Here is a 24348-nt window from a genome sequence, read left to right as displayed (position 1 = left end):
CAACTCTTCTATTTTTCTATAGCTATGTACATATTCCTTTATGGACAAAACTGTAAGCTAAGATATTTCCCTTATTTGCCTACACCAAAAGAAAAACGCCTATGCCGATGCCATAAGCGTAATTAAACAATTGTGCAATCCCTATATCCCTACCCCCGTGGCCGAACCCGGTTCGTCGGGATCGCATTCCAGGGATCATCGGGCCAATAATGTTTTGGATAACGTCCTTTTAAGTCCTTGCGCACCTCAAAATAGGTCTCCCGCCAGAAGTTAGCCAGATCGCGGGTCACCTGAACCGGGCGATGGGCTGGCGAGAGCAAGTGCAGGGTCAGGGGAACCCGTCCCCGGCAGATCATCGGAGTTTCGGCCAACCCGAACATTTCTTGCAGCCGGACAGCCAACACTGGCGACTCGGGAACGCTATAGTCGATGGGAATTCGCTGGCCGCTGGGCACATGCATATGAGTGGGAGCGCTCTCATCCAGTTCCCGGCGCTGCTCCCACGAAAGCATCGCTTCAAAAATGGGCACAAGGTTCAGCGATTGCAAGTCTTCCCGGCTTCGTAGCCCGTATAAGTGCGGACCAAGCCACTCGAAAAGACGATCTTTCAGCACACTCTCAGACATATCAGGCCAGGTTGGATTTTGCCGGTGCATAAATTGCAAGCGGTACTGAAACTGGCGAGCCGCTTTCGTCCACGGTAAAATTTCAAGGCCTTCTTCAAGGATCCCATCGAGAAGCGCCGCCACCGTTGCTTCCGGATTGGCATCAGTCATATTTACTTCTTTTAGGATGAGCGAACCGAGCCGTTCGCGTTTTCGTGCCCGCACCGCTTGTGCCGACCTGTCCCAGGCGACCACCGATTCTATTTCGACTTGTTCTCTGAAGCAACCCATCAGATTAGACAGTTCAACCGGCGCTGCCAGGAATATGCGGCCCTCTGCGCCCTGATCATCCAGTTCCACAGCTACGAGGTACGGTTCCTCTGCCAGGGGTTGATCCTTCGCCAAGGCTGCACCGCGCCCGTTGCGAAGCAGATACCGACCACCGCCCCGTCCTTGGGCGATCCGGTCAGGGTAGGCAAAGGCCAGCAGAAGTCCACTCGCGCTAATCTCGCTGGATTCGTTGTTCAGAGGGATCTGGAATACTCTCTTCCAGTGCTTTGCCTCGGTGCGGGCTCTCCGAAGGGCCGCCTTGTCCACTCCGTAGAGGTCTTCCGTGTCAGCACGCAGCGCTTCCACTCGAAGACATATATCTCCATCATTCATTCCGCTGGCCCGAAATATATCCCGCTCACTGAGGATAGCCGCCAGTTCGCAGGCAAGTCCTCCGTATCCGAGCGGAATCGCCTGCACGATCATATGAGCCAGCCGGGGATGCAATCCCGAGTCGGCCATCTGCCGTCCATGGGAGGTGATCTTGCCATCACCGCCGAGGGCACCCAGTTGCCGGAGCAGCGCGCAGGCTTGGTCAAAGGCGCCCTTCGGCGGCGGATCGAGCCAAGAAAGCTCTGCGGGGTCCGAGATTCCCCAAGCAGCCAGTTCGAGGGCAAGGGGGACCAGGTCGGCCTGCGAAATCTCCGGCGTGCCCTGCGGAAGCAAGCGAAGATCCTCTTGGCGAGTCCACAGACGATAGCATTTTCCCGGTGCCAACCGGCCTGCCCGTCCCCGCCGTTGGTCAGCGGAAGCTCGGGAAACCATCACCGTCTCCAATCGAGTCATTCCAGTTCGAGGGGAAAAGCGCGGCACTCGCATAAGCCCGCTGTCGACGACCACTCGAACTCCCTCTACCGTCAGGCTTGTCTCCGCAATCGATGTAGCCAGCACCACTTTGCGCGTTCCCGGCGGGCTTGGAGCAATGGCTTTGTCCTGAGCGTCCTGGCTAAGGTTGCCGTAGAGCGGGCAGATCATCACTTGTTTATCTAAACCCACTTCGACCAGCCGATCTTCTACCCGACCGATTTCCCCTGCTCCCGGTAAAAAGACTAAAATATCCCCGGGATCTTGTTGCAGGGACTGCTGAATCGCACGGACCACCAGCGGCTCGATGCTCTCGTCGCGAGATCGCTCCACGTATTGAGTCTCCACAGGATAGATACGGCCCTCGCTTTGAATCACCGGCGCATTTCCCAGAAGCGCGGCCACCGGTTCGGTATCGAGCGTAGCCGACATGACTAACAGTCGGAGGTCTTCCCGAAGAAACGACTGCGACTGAAGGCAGAGCGCCAATCCTAGATCGGCCTGGAGACTTCGCTCATGAAACTCGTCGAAAATCACCAGCCCCACATCCTCCAGGGCAGGGTCCGCCTGTAGAATGCGGGTCAGTACGCCTTCGGTGATGACTTCGATCCCTGTTTTCGGCCCGACACGACTGTCCAAACGGACCCGGTAGCCCACTCGTTCCCCGACCGACTCTCCGAGTGAAGCGGCCATAAAACGGGCTGCCGACCGGGCCGCCAGACGGCGCGGTTCCAGCATCAAGATCTTGCGCCCCGCAAGCCAAGGTTCTTCCAGTAGCGCCAGTGGCACTCGGGTCGTTTTTCCCGCTCCAGGCGGCGCCACCAGTACCACATTCGAGTGATCCCGCAGCTTATCGACGAGTGACGGCAGTGCCGAATCAATGGGGAGTTCTATCAATTACATCACCTGTTGAACACTTTACCTTACATCGGATTCGTGCCAAAGCGCTCCTCGCAATTTACATATAAACTAAAAACATGTTGCCTTCGATAGTTTAGCTTTTTGTCAGAAGTCCTGCAATATTAGCACGTTCATCTCATGTCCATACATATCCAGACTCGTCGGTTCGCCGATTAGTAACTTCGCTTATCTCATCCTTGGCCTTCCTTAGCTCTGACCGTCCTATAGTTAAAGAAATCTTCTGTTGGAAGAGATCAAAAACTTTTCTCCACCTTCAGTACACCATCCCAATCCTGCACATCCCCACCTTGTTCGATAAATTTAAACTTCTCATAGCTCCCATGAAAGTACCGTATAGCCACCTTGTCCTCAGGGTTCTTCCGAATCACCTCTAGGAATAGCTCTTGTGCCTTTTGAAAATCACCAGCTTGATACTGTCTGATCGCCTCTTCAAAGGTGGCTTTGGTCTCATTCTTTACGGCCTTTTGCTTATCCCGGTCCGCCTCAAAAAGGTCAAACAAGGGTTCCTTCAATCCCCAACCTTGGAAGTCTACCTTTCCGATACAACGGTAACCGAATTCATCGTTATCCTTATCTCTATCTTTATCGAGCATGCTCTCCGTTGCAAGTACGGTCACACCCAGAGTCCGAGCCAGCTCATCTAATCGTTCCGTCTGCGTGACTGCTTTTTCAATTATTTTACCTTGCCACCGATGCTCGTCTCCGAGTATAGCCAGCGTAACCCACCCGTAGTGCAGGGCGATGCCAAATTCAAAGGGTTCTTTCGATTGGTCGTTATACAGGTGAATCTTTTTGCAAACGGTGACCGCAGCCTCCAAGGCATCTTTCCTGTTTTCGAACAACGCCGTCATTCCATCTCCCGAATACTCGATAATGACCCCCTCTCCCCCGTGGATGACCGGTGTTAGTTGGGTGAAATACCTGTTGAGGAGCTGCTGCTTACTTTCTTCAAATTTATCCAAGTTGCGAATCGTCGAGATAAAGACGGTTTTTTCTCCCCTGTCCATATCCGCTTTACCCACTTGATGTATTTTTTTACCTTTTGCCAACTTCATGAGAATTTTTTCGGGCACAAAATGGTGATAAAAACTATTCAATGATGCGATATCTTCAAGGTTTTCATAGATTTTGGTAATCATCTTGTTAAAGCTATCGGCTAAGTCGGCCACTTCATCGTTCGAGTCCACTTGTATGACATACTTTTTGAGTTCCTCACTATCGATCCTTTCATCGCCGCTGATGACCAGATTGGTGCTGCTAATTTGAGCGCTGACTTGGCGCAGCGATTTCTGAAGGATAAAGGACAATATAGAAAAAGCGAGAAAGAGCGCCAGCAAGCTTACGAGCGGATACCGGATAAGTTCTGCACTGGTCTCACTGAGTTTGTTTTCATAGGCGGAATAGCTTCTTCCGACCTCGTACATCCCAACTAACTGTTGATTCGCGTTAACTATGGGCATCACGGCGACTTCCCATTTCCCATACTCGTTGGAAAAACTTCCGAACTGCGCCTTTTTCTCCGGAAAGTTTTGAACGGGATGGTTGTACAAGTCTTTCGATCCGTCGGTCGGCCGTTGGATCAGCTTTTGAAAGGGACTATGTCCTGGTGTGTTACCCAGAAAGATGGGGATAGATTCCCCCGATGATACTTGATAGACAGAAGCATAGTATGTATTGTTTGGGATTTCCTCTGAAATCTCTTGAAGGATTTTAGCTTTGGAAAAATGCTCGTAGGCGCTTTTCCGGATATACGTCATCTGTGCATCGCTGACTGTACTCAATCCTTGTAATGATTCGGCGTTGATTTGTCTAGCCCCATCATAGGCCAATAGCATCATCTGTTTCTTGCTCTCTTGGTGTATGTTATCTTCATACCAAGCTTCTAAAAAATACATAGAAAGCAAGCCTGCGAATATGAATACGGGGATTGACACCCCGATCTGTTTGTATATCAGAGGAACCCTAATTTTTTTAGTGGTACTATGCATACGGTAAAGTCGATACGCGCCATATAGGGCGATCCCCGTCATCGACAGGTGTAGAATCAGGCAGAGCCATATCCAGCGGCGTTTATTCATTGTGTCCGAGCTACTATAGAATGAATTTATCTGAAGGATATCTTTGTTTCCTTGCTTGTCTATATCATTGATTCGGAAGATCTGTTTGTCTGTAATCGCAATCAAGTCTTTCGATTTGGGAGAATCATCCTGTCCCTCGTAAATGGTAAAGTTATTGATAATGTTATCCTTTCCGGCGGGGCTCTTAAAAACGGTTTCAACAACGGCCGGGTCGGTGATAGAAATTCGGCGAATCTCCTCGTCATTCGGTTGAATGAAATAAAGATAATCTCCCGACAGGCGTAGCTTCTGGGGAATCGGTTTTCGCTCCCCTCCTGCCATGTTTGTCATCCATACACTCGTTCCGTTCTCGTCCACCCTATAGAGGTTTCCGGCTTGGGTGATGTAAAAAACTTTTCCCTTCTCATAGCCGGTTATATCATGTATTTTTTCACCTGGAGAAACATCAAACTTCAAAATATCTACGTTAAGGATTTCTCCGTTCTTCTTCTCCGCTGGGGCTAATTTCGGCAGGATTAATTTCTTTAGCTCTATTTGTTTCTTATCGTAAAGATAACGATAGTAATAAACACCGTCGTTGTAATATTCTAACGATACGATTTCCCCTGTTCGGATTAAGTTGTCATCGTCATATCCTTGAGAAAGGAGCACTTCTCCCGATTTGCCATTGGGAGGATACCTGACAATCTGGTCTTCTATGACCTTGATCCGCCGATCGTCCAATCTAGTAATTAGAAAGTAAAAATTATCCGAGGAATCCACTGTGAGATTGTTTATAATATAATTACCTGCTTCTACTTGCATCGGCCGCTCAATTTGTCCACGGCCTTGCATCACTTTGATTCCATCGACTTGCTTTTTCCCGTTATGTAACACATATATGTAATCCTTACTTACGGCGACATTGAACATATCATCAATCGTTACGTTATTATCTAGCGGTGACAGATACTCTAGCTGCTTTTCTTGATTCGATCGTGTGATCTGATCCAACAAGTCTTTCAGCGATACGATTCCATACAATTTCATGAATAAGTTACTGTACTGAAACAAAATCACTCCCGTTACCACGATTCCTGCCAACAGCGCGAGAAGGATTTTTCTCAGCAATGCGATTTTGGTCGGTTGGTCCACCGTGTATTACCTCCCTATACATATTTCATAAGAGAGGAACTCTACGTTATAGGGATCGGATACTAATCCCAAGGGGGTGAATAGAATGGGGAATGCCGTCGTCAATTCAGCCATGCTCAGGTGTTCATTTGGACAAGCTCCCGGCACATTGATGGTTCTCCCGGTAAACCGGGTCCAGATCGGTGCGATGCCCATGGCCAACATTATGGACAACAAGCCTCTGATAAACATTCTCCCTTTCGGTCTCTGCTCTTCCCTAGCCAATCCGACAGTTGCATCAGCCACTTCCGCCGCGATGGGTGTATTAACTCCTATGCCTTGTGTTCCTGTGACAGCTGCACCATGGGCTCCCGGTTCACCGACTGTTTTGGTCGGTAACATGCCGGCGCTTACGCAAAATTGTAAACTCATGTGCAGCTGGGGGGGCGTCATTGAGGTTGCCAACCCCGGCCAAATGGAAGTCCAAGTTCCCTAGTAGGTGCTCAATTTCGAAAACGAAATACGAGGAGGGATCTCTTGTGGACGGACCGAACCCGAAGATCGTTCAGGATACGTTGGCAACAGTCGTACAACCTCCTGAGAAGCTGGCTAAACAGGCAGAGGAACTCGGTCTACAACAAATGCAAGAATTCCTTACACCCAAAGAGACTACACTCGAAGACTACATCCCTTTGGGAAAGTATTACCTACATAAGCGGTTGGTTGCCTGGGGGGTCGTCGCCCTTCTTGGCCTTATCCTAGTCGTATATCTGAAACCTCCGGCGTTTCTCATCAAATGGGTTCGTCCCTATGTAAAATTCAGTACCTTAGCCGACGCAGGCGGTTTTTCCGGAAATGCGCTGATTCAAGTGCTTCAACCGGACAAGTCTCCCTTTAAATACATCGGCAATTTAGTAGATGGTAAATTCGCCGGTCCGGGCACGCTCTATGACCCAAATGATCGTCCAATCTACATCGGTGAGTTTAAAGAGGGAATGAAAGAAGGCCAAGGTGAGCAGTACGCCGATGGTACTCTGCTGTACAAAGGCGGATTCGCCAATGATCTCTACCAGGGAGAGGGGACACTCTTCGACGGGGAAGGGAACATCTGCTTTAGCGGCAAGTTTGAAGCCGGTGTAAAAAGCGGAGAGGGAAAGGAATATTTCCTGGGCAAAGAAAAAGCTCTCGCCTATGCTGGGAATTATCTCAACGGGAAACGTTCCGGCCCGGGGATCGAATATTTCGCCAACGGACTGCCGAAATATAACGGGAATTTTCTCGCTGGTGCCTACTCCGGTACAGGTACCCTCTTTGATGAAAACGGTCACGCCGTCTATACGGGCGAGTTTACGCAAGGCTTGTATGCCGGCATCGGAACCCTTTACCATCCCGACGGAAAAGTGATTTACAAAGGCTACTTTGACCATGGGAACATCGAAAGCGCCTGGTTTCTGGGGCTATCGAAAAAGAAAGTGATCGAGGTTCTTGGCGATCCTACGCAAACGATTCCTTTACTCAATCCTGCCCCCCCAGTTTCCACTGCCGCTTCTCCCGTTCTCGAAGAATCGCAGCCTTCTGTTCCCCCCCAGACAAGTCAAGCCGAGTTGTTACTCTACAGCGATTTCAATCTTTCAGTGACGGTAGATACACTCCCCGATAAAGATCAACCGTTGGTCCTTCGATCGGTCCGTCTGACAGGGGTGGCTGCCCAGATCGTCAAGAACCATTTTGACGAGGTATTTGGACCGATGGGCAACAGTTCTATCGCGCTCCCGGCTGCTCCCCCCTATACCAACTACTCCATCCTGGCCTATTCCGATAAGGACGACTTCGTTTACGAACTCACTACAGCCGGTGCGGGCGATTCTCATGAGCCGGAAATACTAAAGTAACCATCTCTAGCGGCGGCGGCTTCCGGGCTATTGACAGACGGGGCCGCCGCCGTCTTTTTATAAGCCCACCAGCGCAGGGAAATGACTTCCCGGTTGAGGGCCGCAGGGACTTTCACGGCGATGACAAAGGTGCCCCGTTCTGGGAACGCCACGATTCCCGTTGAAACCGTTTGCAAGGGGCTGTCATAGATGGAGTTGGCAAATAGCCCCGGCGTTCCAAAATACATCCGCCTTTCTGCCCGCGTCTCTTCTTTCTCCGTTATCTCTGCCGCATCTTCCAGGCCGACTTGGAGCCATATCTCTCCTTTGCCCAATCCGTGCGCAATTTCGTCGGAATAGATGATTCGTTCGGTGACGACGAACCACTTATCGCCGCCTCGTTTTTCCGTTTCTAGCGGAATATTTACCCGACCCGTCCTGATTTCCGTATCTCCTCTTTCGCAGGCAGGTAAACCGAGTGAAAAGGTACAAGTATGATTCGTTCGATCTTCGATGACATCGAGATAGGGCGATTGATCAGCCGGCAGCACTTTAGTCTCCGCTCGAAAAGCTCTATCTGGGGGACTTCCTTTCTGTGCATGGATCATGCGTCGTAACAGTGCATTGCTGTACACTCGCTCTACAAAGGGCGCCTGCTCCACCTTGTCGATAAAATATTGGGAGCCGATTTCAATCACATTGATCTTGGCTAAATAGACGTAGGGATCGTTGATGTTGATCCACTGGTCTAACGTTCGTTTGTAGTATTCTTCCAAAGCCTGCTCGTCCGGTTGACGGGTCAAGCCGATCTGGTTGTAACAACCGTTCACCGTCTGGACCAGCCTATCCCCCACTTTTACTTTGAGGGTCTCATCCTTGATATGTAATCGGGCTGACTCTTTGAGTTTCTCTTTCGCTGTAAACTTGATCCGTTTTTCATTGCGAAACCCTCCCGACGGTTCTTCATAGGTTATAACCCAGTCTTCTGGAGAGACGGGAACAAGGTCCTCTGATGTTAACGTGTAATTGATAGAAACGGTCGATTTCTCAACGGTTTTTTCAATCCCCAAAACCACATCAAAGGTCTCTCCCGGGTGCACGTAACGGGGTGTTTTCTGGTAGACTCTGATCCCAGGGGCTTCGTAGATGACACAGACGTTTTCATAGAGGTCGGAAAGTTCAAATCCGGTCAGTGACTGTACCTCTTCTCGGATGAGAAATTCATAGCTTTCGACGACCCGATTGTATCCATCCTTCTCTTGTGCGATGGGATAGTCGACGAGGGCTCCCGGTTCATCGAGCTCTTGCTTGTATTTGATACAAAGATAGATATCTTTACTGCCGACTTTTCCCCGTTTATAGCTTTCCAAGCTGAACAGATTCAGTGTCTCCCGAGAGTGAACGACGATCTCTCTCCCTTGACCATCTAGGGCGACGCCCGGTGTGATGGTCACGTGTTCTGCATCCATCCGGTCTACCCTCAAGCCTGTCACGATCCCGGTGCCGAAGAGCAAGCGATTGAGCAGCCGGCGTTTGTCGTTGAAGTATTTTTGCTCTACTTTAAAGTCTTGTACCCGCAGCAGCTTTCCGAGATAATAGTGGTTACGCTTGAAGGGGTACTGGAGATTGTTATTCAAGACAGCCACTCCTTTCCTTCAATGAATCATTCCCGGCTAGAGGTCAGTGAGCATTGTATTGTACGGTATTTGGGCGTTGTCATCCAAAACAAAAGACGAAGGTTCTTGCAGAAAACTGTTCATCCCGAGATAGGAATGACCATCTAAACAGATCCAGGGTTTTACGATGATCACCTTAGCCTCGGTGAAGGCCGGTTTTTGTTCTTCCAATATGCTTGTGACCACAGCATAAGCCTCTTCCAAAGCAGTCCCTCGGGAAGGCTTGTCTCCCGTCAACTCCCACGAATACAACAGGACACAAAAACAGTGAGGATCGCCGCCAAAGAGTTCCGTCAGCCACTTTTTATTACCCTCATACCGGAGTAGATGTTTATACTGATAGTACTCGACGATGATCGGCTTCGTTCCTGTATAGATCTCGATCAGGAGTTCGATGGACCGCCTTGTCCCTCGAAACCGGTAGATCTCCGGCGCCGCCGCGATCAATCGGCGGATCTTTTGATCGTCCATCGGTCCTTTTATCTTCATTCCCAGCCATTGCGCCAACCAGCGCAGAGGATCTCCCGATAGACTGGCCGGCTCTAACATACGGGGAGAATGTTCAATACGGCCGTCCATATCCTCAAGAAAAGTCCCAAACAACGACAAAAAGCGCTCCAAAAAATCGGCACTATCCTTGTCCTGCTGATATAGGGCAGGAAGGTAGTTCAGATAGGAAAAGCGCGGGAAATAGATTTTCAACTGGTTGATGACGGGAAGCTCCTTGTCCTTGCCGATAAGTTCCAGCCGAAACCAAAGGTACCGTCCCTTGGCACCCAGGAGCAAGGCATCTTTCGGGTTGAGAATCGCTTTCGAAAATGGAATGGCCGCGGAATCGTCACCCTCGGCTCGATCGTCGGAACAGAAATAGGAAAAGCGGACTTGAGACTCGCCAGGGTAATGGGCATCGGCAACGACCTTATGCCATGGAGTTCCTTCCTTCCCGCAGTCCAAGGGGCCAAACAAGCGATGTTCGCGGAGACTTCCCGAGATCGCTGGTTGATGGATCAAAAAATATTGAAGTCTCTCCTCCATTCGTCAGACCCACTCTCATCTGAATTTGATCTGAATCTCATGATTCTCAGAGAAGACTAAACCATGGGGAGGAATCAAGATGTCACCTTCCCCATTCTTAACCGCACCGGGCCCTTCGGCGTGAAGCTGCAGATCCGTTACAAAAGCGACCTCTTTCATCCGGTTGATGGCGCTCATGATATCACTGAGGTATACAGCCCGGCCGAATTGCCACCCTTCTTGTCGCCTTTCCCCATCAAACGGTCGAAGCAGTTCTTTTAACATGTCTTTGATCTCTTCGTCGATGCGATGGGGCAGAGTCGTCGCTTCTACCATCACCTGTGCAGCCACCGTCACTTTGATATAGACCGGTGCGATGACATGCAGTTCCGTCGTGATCAGTCGATACGGTTCCAAATGGTTTCGAACTCTCTTTAAATATTTATCACTAGGCATTGGGCAGTGGTCAGGCCGATTGCTTTGCGGAACCACGACGATCGTCATCAGCCCATGTACTCTGTTCACCGGGTAGTTTTTAAGGCCTTCTCTGTATAAGGGAAGGCCTTTGACTTTGGCTACGGATAGGTCCGGTATGGCGCGTACAATTTCTTCGTAATCCTCGGCAGTGACCGCCCGGGTAGGTTTATGTAATTCGTTTAAAAGGCGTACTTTGGCTTGCTCCAGCGTTTCTTTATCGGCGCCACCCTTCGCGCCGTAAGGGTTCGTCACCTGAAGATGCTGCCACCCTGCTAGGGGCTGGTCAAATCGGGTGATCTGGTGCGCCTTGACATTCCCCGCTTTTCCTCCGCCGATTTGACAGGAGATGATGCGAATGTTCATTTCTATCCGGGGAAATGCGGAAGGGATCTTACCTCGTTCGCCATCGCCAAATTGGATGACTCCCGAATCGGAAATCGCGTAGTGCTTATCTTCCGGCGACGACGCATCTAAATTATCGACCCGGTGCCAGTCTTCCCAGCACCAGGTGCCATCCCTATCGAGCCTTGCCACCTGTAGTTGGAAGGACTTCTTGATCAGGTTTTGCCGTTCGATCTTCTCCACGTAGAAGAATTGGCAGGCCAGGCCGTTCGTTCGTCCAATGAAACAGGACTCATAAAAATCCTTCTGGCAGAGAATCACTCGAATCTGCCGTCCTGCCGGCGGGATTCTCCCTTCCCGTCCATTGCCGAAGCGGATCTGCCTCCGACCGGCGTCATCTTTCACGATAGCGTAGGCGGGTACGTCGTCACCGACGTAATCGAGGCTTTGCTTCTCTTTCCAGGACTGCCAAGCACCGTCGGCGGTTTGTACCTGCACATCCACTTGGCCCTTGTAGGCCAGGTACTCCTGCAGGGCAAACCGTTGGTCCGGCTGGCCTGTCGATAAGAAAGTAACATAGGTACTGAGTGTCTCACAGTGGGCCACAGGGACTGTGTTCAGGCTGATCTGTTCAAACCGAGGGACAGATTCTAACTCATCGACGACCATACAGCGCAGCCAGTATCTCAGGATATCGTCGCCAGCCTCGGGGAGTACATGGGCACTCATCTCTTGACCTAGGCGAAGGATGAGCGCTCCGCTGTGATTGAATCCATGGGTATGATCCGCCACAACCTCCAATGGTGCCCACGCTATGACTTGCGAAGTCTCCTTTCGGCCTGATGACCAAAGAAGCTTGGAAGGAGCACCGTAGGCCTCTTCATCTTTCTCCATCGAATCTGCTATCTTTTCGAGATGTCTTTTGATGATGATCTCGATTTCCTCTGTGAATGGCAGCGGGCTGTCAAAACCGAGATAGAGAATACTTCCTTGCTGGGCTTGGGGGCCGAAAGCGTAGTAGGGAATTCCCGGATGGTCATTATGGACGGTCACGTCATTCGCTTTCGCACCTGCCGGATGTACGATTACCTTGGTCAACTTCGCCTTGACCAAGGGGGCGCTTTTCTGGGACTCAAAACGTACATCCTCGGCGAGAAAGGGAGTTCCTCGCGGGAGCACCCATCCATTCGACAACGAGTCCGTTAACGGCTGCTTCGATTTCCAGGAAATCAGGACAGAAGTATGGGCCACCGCTGCCTCTTTCTGAGCCACTCCGAGCAATTTGAGCATTTTCTGCTCATGTTTAGGTGTAATTCGATCCAAGTAATATTGCTGCATCTCCACGAGCCAGGCCAGCAGCTCGACCAGCGTTATCCCTGGATCATGATAATTTTCATCGGTCCAGGCGGGATATAGGGCGGGTATCTTTCTGCACCCCTGGTCGACCATCTGTTCGAATGTACGATCATCCAAATCGGGAACATGCAACATACCTTTCACCCTTTGTTCCGTAGTTCTAAGGGTTTAACGACGATCTTGTGACTTCCGCTCATGATCAAGCCATGGGGGATCTTCGCTATCTCATGGAATCGGACTTCTTGGAGCTGCCCATGTCCGATTTTGTGAACGGTCATAAATAGGCTGTCTACATTTCTTACCGCACGGATCGATTTTAATAAGGTAAGTAGTTGCGATGTATAAAGTCCCTGCCCGATGAACCATCCTCCGCCATCGAAATTGCCATGAAGCGGGTGTAAAAAACGAGAAAGTCTAATCTGGGCTTCTTTTTCCGTCGCTACAACATCATCCAGCTTTTCGACTCGGATCACGGTGGAGACGGAAACTTGTATATAGGCCGGCTGGATGACATCGATCTTTCCCGCCATGGCGATATGGCTGGGACTGCGCTCCAGAATATACTGGAGAACCTGTTTCTTTGTTTCCGAAAAAGCCGCCATGTTCGCCTCATCTTTGGGGAAAATGACGATGGTAATACAACCCTTTTCGAGGTTCATCTCCCCATTATAGTGGGAGAGACATTTTACTTTTGCGATACCCGGAAAAGCTTCCCGGACGAGCCACTCAAAGTCTTCCGCCGCCACCGCCCGATGGCGGTGTTTTATTCGCTGCGGTCCTCGTTGAAGCGCATCTTCGAGGGTTTCCCTATCACATCCCCCTCCGGAAGGCTCCAGATTGGTCACGCTTTCGATGAAAGGAATCGCTCGTCCGAGATGGTTGATCCGGTTCGCCTCTAGATTACCTCTCTGACCGCCGCCCACCTTATAGGTCACCTTGATCCTTTCGGCGATCTCCAGGGGCAGCGCTTTTCCCAATTTGCCATCGCCGAAGTAGATTTTCCCGGCGACTGCGTCCACGCAGTAATGGCGGTCCTCCGGTGAAGAGCGATGCAGATTTTCGACAGGACTCCATCGTACCCAAACTTGTTGAAGCTGTCCTTCCCCATCCCGGTGAAACCGCAGCGACAGCCCTTCTTGTTCCAGTTGTTTGATTTGAACTTCTGTGAGCTGGCCTGTTTCATCGACCCACACCTCTTGATCCAGGATGGGTGTACGGGACAAGCTGAATGTGGGGGGATCGTTGGTCACTTTTCGGGGAATCTCATTCCAGATCGTCTCTTGTTGGACAGCCCGTACCGTATTCATTTGAATGCGGTGCACGAACGGCTGCGACTGGCCGGGGTTATCCGGATGGGCACGGACGTGACTCGCTCGTATCCAATAAAGGGACTCTGCAAAAAAATTTTTACTGCAAATACTGTCCGGGCAAAAAAATTGGACGATTCCATTTTCCTTGAAGCCGCCGGTACCATCGATCACCTTGAGTTCTGCCCAGCGAGCTTCCTTGTCTGTTTTCACCCAGCATTCCCATTTCAGCGTTAACGGTTTTTGCATATTCGTCTGTTCTTCCAAAGAGAAATACAGATTCAGTGGACCACCGCCAACGGGGGGTCTGTCGAAACCTAAGTATAGGGCCGGGTGCTCTCCTTCCAGTGAGTAGAAGGGACGAATTGTTGCCGATGGTTCCTGCAAGGCCTCTGTAATCGCATTCCACTCAAGATTGTTAAAGGTGAGGACTTGTTCGGGCATGCGGCTTCGTTTATAGGCATAGGTCAGCGTCAGTTTCTGCAACCAGGGAGAAAGATAGACCTGATCTCCGCCATACATATTTTCTATATGTAAAATACGTACTCGAATCCAATAGCCAAAGTGGCTATTCACTTCTGTCGCTTTCAAATCTTCGGGACAACAAAACTCGACGATCCCTTGCATCGTCCCCGATAGGTCGAAGGAGCCGCTTCCGTCGGCAGCCAGACTCAACTTTGTCCAACTTTTACCGTTCCAATACTCCCACAGGACTTCCTTCACGGCGGTATACAGAGGCGGTCGTGATTTCGGAATTTCGCTGCGTTTCATGATCAGTTTCCATTCGATCTCTGGCTGAGGCTGCTCGACCAACCGGTTGATCTTCCAAAGCAAATCCATCTGGATTTTGATTATGCTTCCTCGTTTGCTCAAGACATCTTCGCTGGCGATGTAAAAGCTGTCATGGTTGGCAAAGAACTTACCGAAGGGATAAGCGCCATCTGGCTCGATCTGTATGTCGTTGGTAAAGAGCATGTCCGGCGGGCGACCGTCTAGCTTTTCTCCGTTCGTAAAACTAGAGTTCATCCCTATGCCGGCGATGGAGCTCTCTTCGAAATAGGCAGTCTCCTTTGCCCCGGCGGCTAATTCACATCGGATCCAGCGTCCGGTGGCGCCTCCGACTTCGCATTGGACGATCCTCTCGCCATCGCCCTTGGTCAGCCATAAGCGGTTGTCTTTTGCCTCGATGCGATCAAAAGGGACCCAATCCCTTTCTCCCTGAAAAGACCACTGAATTAATTGGGGATCGCTGAAACGTCTTGCATCTATTTTATTTGCATACGATTCGACACTAGGGATGAATTCGATTTCGATGATCGCCTCGCTACGAAGATTCAGCAGATCATCATGAGATATATATAAACAATGTTTCTGCAGGTTCTTCTCCTGCCGAGATTCAAACATTGGAAATGGCCTGTTTACGGGGTGCCGAGTAATGGTATCCCACCGTTTACTCACACTATAGATACTTGTCAGTTGGGCCGGTGAAGCCCATAGGTTTGTTTCTGTCTCAAAGAGGACTTCTTCCTGTGCTTGCGTAGCGACGACCTGGGTTCCTTTGGGGATCCAAACCGACTGGGTTGCACCGGTGACGACGTTGAAGGTCAGATACACAGAGGCCGGTTTTGCCGTCATCGGAGAATTGTTCAACAGATTCAAGTAAGAAATAAGATATTTCCGAGGAAGTTGGTTAAACCGTTGCACGTTGCCATGAAACATGTCTGCAAATAGCAAAAATAAAGCTGTCCCCGCATCGGGATTATCGGGGGTAAATCTCCACTCCGGTGTATAATGGGGAACCATTTCCTCCATCTTGCGAATGAGGTCTTCTTTCTTTCGATCATCCCATAGCGGTGTTTGCACCTGTTTTTCACCTCCTCAACACTTTTTTCTCAGGCGTCCGGCAAACCGGATCACTTCACGCCTTCATCCAGATAGAAGGGATAGACACGGTTAAAAAGGTTATTTGTTTTTCGCACTCTGTATTGAATATGAATTAACAGTTTGTTGCTTTCCCTGGGATCTCGCTGGACCTGAACATCGACAGCCTCGACACGAGGTTCCCAATGGCGCAGCGCTTCTTTGATCTCATTTCCCAGCATATGTAATGTCGTTACGTCGGTCCCCCCGAAGACAAACTGATGTATCGTGCTTCCGAAACTCGGGCGCATCACCCGCTCTCCCTTGGCGGTCCAAAGAACGATTCGTATCGCTTCATCGATGTCTTCTTCATACTGAGACATCTTTATGCGTCCTGTATTGGGGTCGACTTGGATGGGGAACTTCCACCCTTTTCCCAAGAAATCGCTCACCTTGTTCACCCCTAGCGCCCCTCGCCGTTAATTGATCTTCACCAAACTTCCTTTTAGCGTCAGCATTCCGGAAGACTCAACGGTCAATTGAGCGTCCGCTTTGATACTCAACGTCGTCCCTTTGATCTCGATTTGCTGGGCTTCGATTTTCGTATTTGTACCCTTGATTTCGATTTGGCCTGACGGCTTTAGGCTGACGGTGGACTGTTCGCAGGTCACGGTAACTCCTTCTTTGGCGACCTCAATCTTCTTCCCGTCCAGGTTGTTGATGGTCAGGGTTCCCTTGTCGTCATTGAGAACGATTTGATTTCCTTTTGCCGTTTTGATCGACACTTCACCTTTGGAACTGTCATCGAAGACAATCTCATGGCCGGCTCGTGACCGGATTTTCCGGAGATTGTTCTCTTTATCGGTCTTATCCTGAGGGGGCTTTTGCTTATCGCTCCAGAGGGATCCGATGACAACGGGATGAAAAAAGTCGCCTTGGTAGGATACTAAAAGCACTTCATCGTCTACTTCCGGGATGAACAGCGTTCCTCGACCGGGACCACCCATCAACGTGGCGACCCGAATCCAGTCGGTTTCCACAGGAGGTGCTTTGAAGGGGAGTTTTACCTTCACCCGCCCCAGGCCGTCGGGATCGTTGTTATCGGTAACGACTCCGATCATGACACCGCCTGTTTTCGCTTCTGAACTGCCAAGTGCCCATTCAAAGACGCTCATATTCCATTTCCCTTCACTGTAAACCGTGTCGTATATCCCGACTCATCGATCCGGTGGGTCACCGTCTGTAGATAGAATGGCGATTTAAACTGTTTTCCCAGCTTGTCCACTTGAATGTAGCGACCCGCTTGAATTTCCGGAAGGCCTGTGGTCTCGCCAAAACCCAAAACAAAATCCATGGCTTTACGGTTTAAAATGGCATCGGCCATCTGTTGGGCTTCTTCTTTGGAGGACACATTGGCCAGCTCATACTCCGTCTTCTCGCTCAAGAGCTTGACCATATCGCACCCTGTTTTAGAGCTTCCTAGTTTATGTACGTTTGTCGATGTCGCTTCGATCTCCTCAAAGGACTTCTCATTCCACCCTCGTACGGCGACTTTATACGTGGGAGCGGAAAGATTGGCTTCGATGCTGAAATGATAAAGATTCTCTCCGATCGTTAGGGTCACCACGGGAACCGTATTGGTAAACCGACTTTGAAAGTACAGGGTCCTTCCTTTGATAAAAAAGACGAAATCATTGATCTCCGCCATCCAAGACAAAAAATGATAATCGGTCTTATTTTTTTGAACGATGATAGGGAGCTTTACTTTCGTATCATCGATTTTGTTGGTAAATGAATAGCTGGCACCGATGCTCTGGGCGACTTCACTGTATTTCTTTTGGGTCCACACGTTCGAATCGGACCCTTTCATCATCAAGAAGCTTAGATCCATGCCCGAAATGCGCAGAGACGGCACTTCTTCCTCGGTAAAGGCATATTCCACTTTGGTTATGAGCCCGTAAAAGACCATGACCAGTTCATCGACGTATCCCATGTAGATTTCCACATAGTTGCCGAGGGAAAAGTAATCATCGATCCATCGAAATTCTCTTTCGGTCGGGTCATAGGCGTTGACCACATCAAATTGAAATGAATCGGCTTTGGTTCCGACATCTAATTCGACGGTTACCTCGGAGATGACGATACCTTGTTGACTGAGATTGGCTCCATTGATGACGATCTTGAAGGACGGCCCGAGGAAATTCCGGTACTTTTTTTCTAGCTGCGTGTATTCGTACTTATCTTGTGTCAACTCCAGATCTTTCAAAAAGCTCACCTCAGTCGCGGCACGACCAGTTTTGTCCCCGGCACCAGTCGATGGGGATTATCTATGCTGTTGGCCTTGGCCAGTTCTCTCCATTGCCCTGGATTATTGAATTCCTCGCCGGCGATCATCCACAACTGTTCCCCTTGCTTCAGAATCCGTTCTTTCGTTCGATCAGACGAGTGTCTCGGTGTCTTTTGCAGTTGTTCCGTTACGTTTTCGCAAGCTTGAAAGGTTACATTGAGCGTCGCTCGAACAGGTATGCCCGAGTCGAGAAACATGGTATATCGTTGCGAGATATTTTCGATGACCCCTTTAAAGTCGAGAGAGCCCCAGACAAAACGACAGATGGGCGGCGTATGCAATTCCGAATCGACTTCCATCAAGCCGGTGATTTGGCCTGTCTTTTCCCGAACGTCTGTCCCCATTTCATAGGTATCTACAAATAGCTCCATCGTCAGGGTGGTTGCACCACCGTTGATGAATTGGCCAATCGGCGCTGAAAGTCCAGGGCTGTTATCCCAGGCGAAGTTATTTTTTGATTGCAGCGAATAGGCATTTGGATTAAAAAGAACCTCGATCGTATCGGTTCCTGAACCTCGATACGCGATAATTTTCGCCTTGCTTAATGCCATCGTCTACATCCCTCTTCGTTGCTTAGCCGTTCTCCATCGTTTTTCTATCTCTGCAAACACTAAATCGGTAATGCGTTGAATATTGATTTCTGTTCCGTTGCCATTCGTTGGGCTCTTCCTTCCCTTTCGAGAAGCGGGTTCTTCAACAGGGACAGCCGGTAACGGTTTCTGTTGAGATATTTGTTGAACGGTCTGAGGGTTATCCATGGGTTCCTTTTTTCGAAATTCAAGGTTCACACTGCTTAAGTAGCTTTGATCTGTCTGATGGTGTACTTTCGCCGCCTGGTCAAGAGTGGTGAATTCGTCGTTGACCCTACGGGAAGGAACTGGTGCTAAGGGTTCCGCTTGGCTCTTCCGTTCAGCAGGTTGAGTCCATCGAGGGGTCAAATCTGAAAGGACCATGGCTCTTATCGGTTGATCTATGGGTTTTGCGCTTTCCCGGATAAAAGCTAGCCCACGGCCTGGTTTGGGTTCCTGCTCTCTCTCTGACTTGGGTGGGTATAAAATTCGTAAATGTTCTCGCAGTGGCTTGCCCACGGGGTTCAGGATCCCTATAGGCAGATATAGCCCTTTTATATGGATATGTTTTTCAGCACTCTTTTTTGTCAATTTAGCTAAGTTTGAGCGGTGGGCGAGTCGATTTTTTTCTTGTTCTCGTCTCTGTGATGAAGCCGGGGTAGAGAGCCCTCTGTTAGGGCCGGCTTTACGTGATTCGATGATCCGTATTTCTCCGCCATATGCTTTCAGTTCTAGCATTTGCGTATCTACTTGTGTATCCAGCACTCGTGTTTCTGGTACTTTTGTTTCTAGCACTTGCATAAGCCTGTTTATCGTGTTTTTAGATTCCCCTCTTGCCTGTTCTTCCTGATTTTTTCGTAGCACCTGATGAATGAATGTTCCGGTAATTTTCGAAGCTTTCACGGCCCATTGAGGTCTCACCATCGTTGTAATCGCCTTGGTAAACTGCACCTTCGCAGTGAATCGTTTTTCAATTACATGACCGTCTCTTGCGTTGACAGCAGTTTTCTCAATCGACCAACCTATGTTTTGTTTCATTTTAGGCTGAACACTCGTCAAGATTGCTGTTCGTTGAACAGAACTGAATAGCCTAAGCGAGCTTGATGGAGTGGAATAGTTATTGAGCAAAATTGCTCCTTCTGATACACCTATAGCGGCTTTTTCGCTCGCCTTTTGACTCATTATCGGATGTGATTGTGGGTCTGGCTCTTCTGTCGCGGGTGTCCTCCCTAGAAGCCTTTGATGTGAAAACTGAAATATCGAGATAGGGACGTCTGGTTTTTCGGTTACCCTGTTCCACAAAGATAGATTTACAGCCGCCGAAGACGGGAGAATTTCCTTTCTTTCTGTTTTTGCGGCGATAGTTGAGAGTAAACCATAGTTCGGTTTTCCCTCTCTCCGTTGGCTATTTGCCAGTTGGCTACCTGCGATCGTGTTTGAGCGGGCATAGCCCCCTTCAATACGATTGTCCTGTCTTTGCGTCCTATCCCTTTTTAATGTCTTTCGATTTACTGAAACCGCCTCTAAGGAGCGCACATTAGTCGTTATCAAAATGAGGGGCCAATGAATCCCCATAGTCACCGGTTGAGACGTTTTCGTTGATATTCGTTGATTTTGTTCTTGAATAGTTATCCTGAAAGCTTCTTTTTGCCTTTTACTTACCTTATCATTACTTACCATATGTATCGGGGTTGTTCTTTTTTGGCCCACATATCCTTTTTCTAATGATGATATCTCGCGTTCATCCCAGCTTAAATCCCACTGATATTGATTTGCCGGTAATCCCTGTTTTGCCTGAACTGCTTGATGTATAGAGATTTCCCGATGTAAGCGAAGTCCCTGATGTAAAGAGAGCCCCCGGTGAATGCTGACTTCTCGGGGAATAAATTTTTCGGTTTTGGGGGAACGTTCCACTGTCCCTTGAGGATTCTCCTTTGGCAAGGTCTCCATTCGGTGACTTATGGGACTCTTCCAAAACCGTAACAGTCTATGTGTGGCCTTTTCTAAGTCAGACCCTCGGTGTTTTTTCCGAATCACTAGTACAGTGTTCGTTTGGGGAGTGGAACCTGGCTCTATTGCGTGACTCTCTCTTTCGTTGACAGCGGGGTTCTCAATCATCCAACCCATGATAAGGTTCTTCTTGCGATGTACGTCCACAGAGATCACTTGTCGGTGCTCAGTATTGAATACACACGCCGCTTTTTCTGTTCTTCCTGCGTCATCCTCTTTTTCTCTCATTAGATTCGAATAAGAGTCCTCCGCTGAGGCTGTCCTCCACAGAGACTTTGGATACCAAAAGGGGACCATCGAAAAGAGACCTGCTGTTCCTGCGGCCGAGCTTACACTGCGACGACCTTCCTTTATACCATTGTCCCTTCTCTGTATGGCAACCCTTTTTGAAGTCTGTGTATCAGCTGAAACTGCCTTTGAAGAATGATTATCAGTTGTTGTCCAATTGTGAGGCCCTTGAATCGTCAGCATCACCATTTGGATCGTTTTCGATAGTATGCTTTTGCTTGATGCTTCTAAAGTTATCCTTAAAGCTTCTTTTTGTTCTTTACTTATCTTATGTAACCGGGGTGTTTGTTTTTGGTCCACATACACTTCCGCAGTCCATGAAAGCCTCTGTTTATCCCATTTCAAATTCCACCGATAGCCTTCACCTAGACTCGTTTTTGGTGAATTACCCATTGATTGATTCGCGTGCATCTCCCGGGGGAACGAAAGTCTGTGTACAGTCTTTTCTAAGTCCCATCTTATATTTTTTATCGTGAGAATCGGAAGGATGTCTGTTTCGGTGGCCCAAGCTAAGGTTGAATTCTGCTTACGCTGTACACTCGCTGGTATGATTCGTCGTTGATCAACGCGGAATACACTGGACAACTTGGAATGAGTGGAAGGGAAGTGTTTGAGTTTTATTAGGGTTGAACTATATTTAGACTTTTCCTCACCTGGTCTGGCTACTACGAACGAGTTTGAACTGGGATAACTTATTTTTTTGCCTTTATCCCATCTCTGAATCCCATGTACACCCTCGTATTCTATATCCCATCGATTGTTTTTTCCTGGCAACCCCTGATGTACACGGTCCCCTTGATGTATATGGACTCTCTCGTGTATGCCGATTTCTCGGTGAATAGAGTATCCCTGGTGTATGTAGATTTCCGGATAATTAAGGCTCTCGGTTTTAGGGGAACGTTTCACCATCCATTGAGGCTTCTTTTTCGGGTAATTCCCCATTGGTTGGTTCTCGATCATCTTCCGGAACGAGGAAAGTCTCCGTACAGTCGTTTCTGAGTCCCATCGACTACGATTGCTTTGAATCATCCAAAGAATGTTGAGTTCGGCAGCTTTTAAGACATCTACCGTCCTTCCAAGTTTCAACGCTGGCAAATTTGCCATAGGAAGCTGTATCTTTGCGGATGTGCTATGTTCAATAATCTGGATGTTTCTTTTATCGATAAGGGATTTCTCACTTGGCCAATGAACGATTGGGTTCTTATTACGCTGTGTACTCGTATAAACTACTCGTCGTTGTTTAGCGTTGAATACCCTAATCAACCTGGACTGAGAAACATAGAAAGCTTGCCAAGTCACCCTATGCGATATAGCTGTGGCGGTTCGTTCTCCCATAATTGGTTCTGGGAAAGAAACTTCCGCCAGGGATGGCTTCCTTAGAGACCTTGGATGCGGATATGTTTGTTTTGCATCTGCAATGAAGTATTCATTACTAACCCCAATTCTTTCGTAGGCCCCTCTTTGCGTCACAGCCCTTTCGGAAAGCTGAGTAAATGTTGAAGCAACCTTCACGGGATGAGCATCTGTCGTTGCCCAAAGATAGGGGCGCTGAATCGACACCAGTTGAGCCGAGATTGCCATTACGTTTTGCTTTAACCCGTTTTTGTTCAACCGTAAAACTTCTTTTTCTCTTTTGCCCAACCAAGACAAATAGGTGCTTTGTGTTCCATCCGAATCATCTTTCGCCAACCATGAGCGCCCTGGTCTATCCTGCTTCATATCCCATTGGTGACGTTTTTTTAGAAATCCTAGGGGTACCTGGCCAACTCGATATATATGGATTCCCTGGTATACATGTAATCCCGGTTGTTGATCGGGTCCATGGTTTACAGAGAATCCTCGATATACTTGGATTCCCCTGAAAGTTGATATGTCGATTTGGGGAGAACATTCCACCGTCCTTCGGAGACACTCTTGCAGTAAGCACCTTATAGGTTGTTTCACGGATATCTTCAATTGCCGCGAGAGTTTATGTAAGTTCTTTTGGATATTCAATCTTTGACGTTTTTTCTGAAGAAGTTGAAAAAAGAATGTTTCGGTAGTTTTCAAAACTTCCGTCATCCATTGAGGTTTCACTACTGGATAACTTGCCATACCAAGATCTATCGTTGCAGTGGTACTACGTTCAAAAATCGGGCTGTTGCTTTCACCAACAGTAGGTTTATCGTTCCCCCAACGAGTGGTTATGTTCTTTTTACTCCATATGCTTATTGGAACTATTCGTCCTTGATCAACGCGGAATACCCTAACCAACCTCGACAGAGAGGATTGGGAATAATGCCGAGTCATCCTTTGCGATATCCCAATGGCGATCCGTTCTTTTCTTATCGGAGTCGGATAAGAACCCTCTACCAAGGCTCCCTTCCACAGATATCTATACGGAAATAGATCTATTGAAAGGGAGGTGGTGATTTTTTCTCTTTCCATGCTCCACGGGGAGGGAATATCCACCGCCAAAGCAGGGATGGGCGCGCTCTCTCCCGGTCTGGCAGCTTGGGGCAAATTTAAACGATGACCAGGTGTTTTCTCTCCCTGTTGGGCATCTTCAGTCAAGTTAGAACCATAAACCCTTTTAATTTCATAGTCCCATCTATGCGTCATTCTATTCGGCTGTCTATTCGCCAAATACGCCTGCACGGGATTTAGCCGAATCCACAAAGAAGGCTGTTGAATCACCAGTGCCACTGCCACCAGCCGAGACCTCATCGCTACGATGCTCTGGTTTAATCCTCCGAAGGTGACTGTGGAAACTTCTCTATGCTGTTTACCTGTCCGCTGGGACGAGCTTATTCCCTTGGCCCTTTGGAACCCCCTTTCCGGACGGGTATTAGGCAGTTCAAAAATAGGGTAATTATTGGACCCAAACTGATTTGTACCCATGATGAGAGACTGAGCAGCCAGAGACTGAATCTCCGTCTTGTTCTCCGGCTGCCCAGCATAGCAGCCTTTCCAAAGGCTCTTCTCCTTAACGGTGACGGGCACCCCAACGGGAGTTGGCACCCCGACGGGAACAGGGACCCCAGCGGGATTAGACACACTGGCGGAAATCGGCACCCGGGCGGGTATAGGCACCCCGGCAGGAAGCGGTACCCCAACAGGAATAGGCACTCCGACGGAAACCGGCACCTTAGCGACAACAGGCACCCTGACGGAAACAGGCAAAGTTAGTGGGTGCAGAAATGGTTGGCCTGGTTTAACCAGCCTCTTGCCCATTGTCAAATAGATCAAAGATAAGGGATAAAAAGTACTTTTTATCCCGATTTGATATCTTTTCATGATCCCTTCCGCAAAAGTCGGTCTGCTTGATGTTGCTGCAGTTTGACTAAACGTTTGAGAGTGAATGGATAGTCTATCCATTCGTTCGATCCCTTTTCTAATCA

At 49.0% G+C, this 24348-nt stretch carries 13 protein-coding genes; 2 read left to right on the top strand and 11 right to left on the bottom strand.

What is annotated here, in order from left to right; translation table 11 throughout:
- Positions 1 to 149: 149 nt before the first annotated feature.
- Positions 150 to 2636: an ATP-dependent helicase HrpB gene (hrpB, locus tag GJ688_RS15455; RefSeq protein ID WP_155477455.1), complete on the bottom strand. Its 2487-nt coding sequence runs from the start codon at positions 2634 to 2636 to the stop codon at positions 150 to 152.
- A gap of 257 nt (positions 2637 to 2893) precedes the next feature.
- Positions 2894 to 5872 carry an adenylate/guanylate cyclase domain-containing protein gene (locus tag GJ688_RS15450; protein WP_155477454.1) on the bottom strand — a complete coding sequence of 993 codons (2979 nt, stop codon included), beginning with the start codon at positions 5870 to 5872 and terminating at the stop codon, positions 2894 to 2896.
- 85 nt (positions 5873 to 5957) lie between these two features.
- Here GJ688_RS15450 and GJ688_RS15445 point away from each other — a divergent pair, with 85 nt between their 5' ends.
- Both GJ688_RS15445 and GJ688_RS15440 read left to right on the top strand, forming a co-directional pair.
- A complete protein-coding gene (locus GJ688_RS15445) occupies positions 5958 to 6347 on the top strand; it encodes a DUF4280 domain-containing protein (protein WP_155477453.1) in 390 nt (129 codons plus the stop codon).
- 43 nt (positions 6348 to 6390) lie between these two features.
- Complete coding sequence (locus GJ688_RS15440; RefSeq protein ID WP_155477452.1) at positions 6391 to 7743, top strand: MORN repeat-containing protein; 1353 nt, start codon at positions 6391 to 6393, stop codon at positions 7741 to 7743.
- Here GJ688_RS15440 and GJ688_RS15435 read toward each other — a convergent pair.
- The 9 genes from GJ688_RS15435 to GJ688_RS15395 are packed head-to-tail and all read right to left on the bottom strand — an operon-like array spanning position 7719 to position 24325.
- Positions 7719 to 9359: a hypothetical protein gene (locus GJ688_RS15435; RefSeq protein ID WP_155477451.1), complete on the bottom strand. Its 1641-nt coding sequence runs from the start codon at positions 9357 to 9359 to the stop codon at positions 7719 to 7721. The genes GJ688_RS15440 and GJ688_RS15435 overlap by 25 nt on opposite strands.
- A gap of 36 nt (positions 9360 to 9395) precedes the next feature.
- Positions 9396 to 10409 carry a phage tail protein gene (locus GJ688_RS15430; protein ID WP_170292058.1) on the bottom strand — a complete coding sequence of 338 codons (1014 nt, stop codon included), beginning with the start codon at positions 10407 to 10409 and terminating at the stop codon, positions 9396 to 9398.
- Between the two features lie 39 nt (positions 10410 to 10448).
- Positions 10449 to 12722, bottom strand: coding sequence for a putative baseplate assembly protein (locus tag GJ688_RS15425; RefSeq protein ID WP_170292057.1), 2274 nt, complete (start codon positions 12720 to 12722; stop codon positions 10449 to 10451).
- 5 nt (positions 12723 to 12727) lie between these two features.
- Positions 12728 to 15757 (bottom strand): putative baseplate assembly protein, encoded by a 3030-nt coding sequence (locus GJ688_RS21405; protein ID WP_155477448.1) that lies wholly within the window; start codon positions 15755 to 15757, stop codon positions 12728 to 12730.
- Between the two features lie 50 nt (positions 15758 to 15807).
- The gene (locus tag GJ688_RS15415; protein WP_170292056.1) at positions 15808 to 16206 is read right to left on the bottom strand and encodes a GPW/gp25 family protein; all 399 of its coding nucleotides are present in this window, start codon (positions 16204 to 16206) and stop codon (positions 15808 to 15810) included.
- Positions 16207 to 16233: 27 nt separating this feature from the next.
- Positions 16234 to 16929, bottom strand: a complete 696-nt coding sequence (locus GJ688_RS15410) for a phage baseplate assembly protein V (RefSeq protein WP_155477447.1) — start codon at positions 16927 to 16929, stop codon at positions 16234 to 16236.
- Entirely contained in the window at positions 16926 to 18020 is a 1095-nt protein-coding gene (locus GJ688_RS15405) for a phage late control D family protein (protein WP_155477446.1), read from the bottom strand. The genes GJ688_RS15410 and GJ688_RS15405 overlap by 4 nt, the downstream gene beginning before the upstream one ends.
- 5 nt (positions 18021 to 18025) lie before the next feature.
- On the bottom strand, positions 18026 to 18652 hold the full coding sequence (locus tag GJ688_RS15400) for a CIS tube protein (RefSeq protein WP_155477445.1): 627 nt from the start codon (positions 18650 to 18652) through the stop codon (positions 18026 to 18028).
- Positions 18653 to 18655: 3 nt separating this feature from the next.
- The gene (locus GJ688_RS15395; RefSeq protein WP_170292055.1) at positions 18656 to 24325 is read right to left on the bottom strand and encodes a hypothetical protein; all 5670 of its coding nucleotides are present in this window, start codon (positions 24323 to 24325) and stop codon (positions 18656 to 18658) included.
- Positions 24326 to 24348: the final 23 nt, after the last annotated feature.

It is taken from the genome of Heliobacterium mobile, assembly GCF_009720735.1.
GTDB classification, from domain to species: domain Bacteria; phylum Bacillota; class Desulfitobacteriia; order Heliobacteriales; family Heliobacteriaceae; genus Heliobacterium; species Heliobacterium mobile.
The sequence above is the reverse complement of the archived record's forward strand: the minus strand, read 5'-3'. Positions and strand labels throughout refer to the sequence as shown.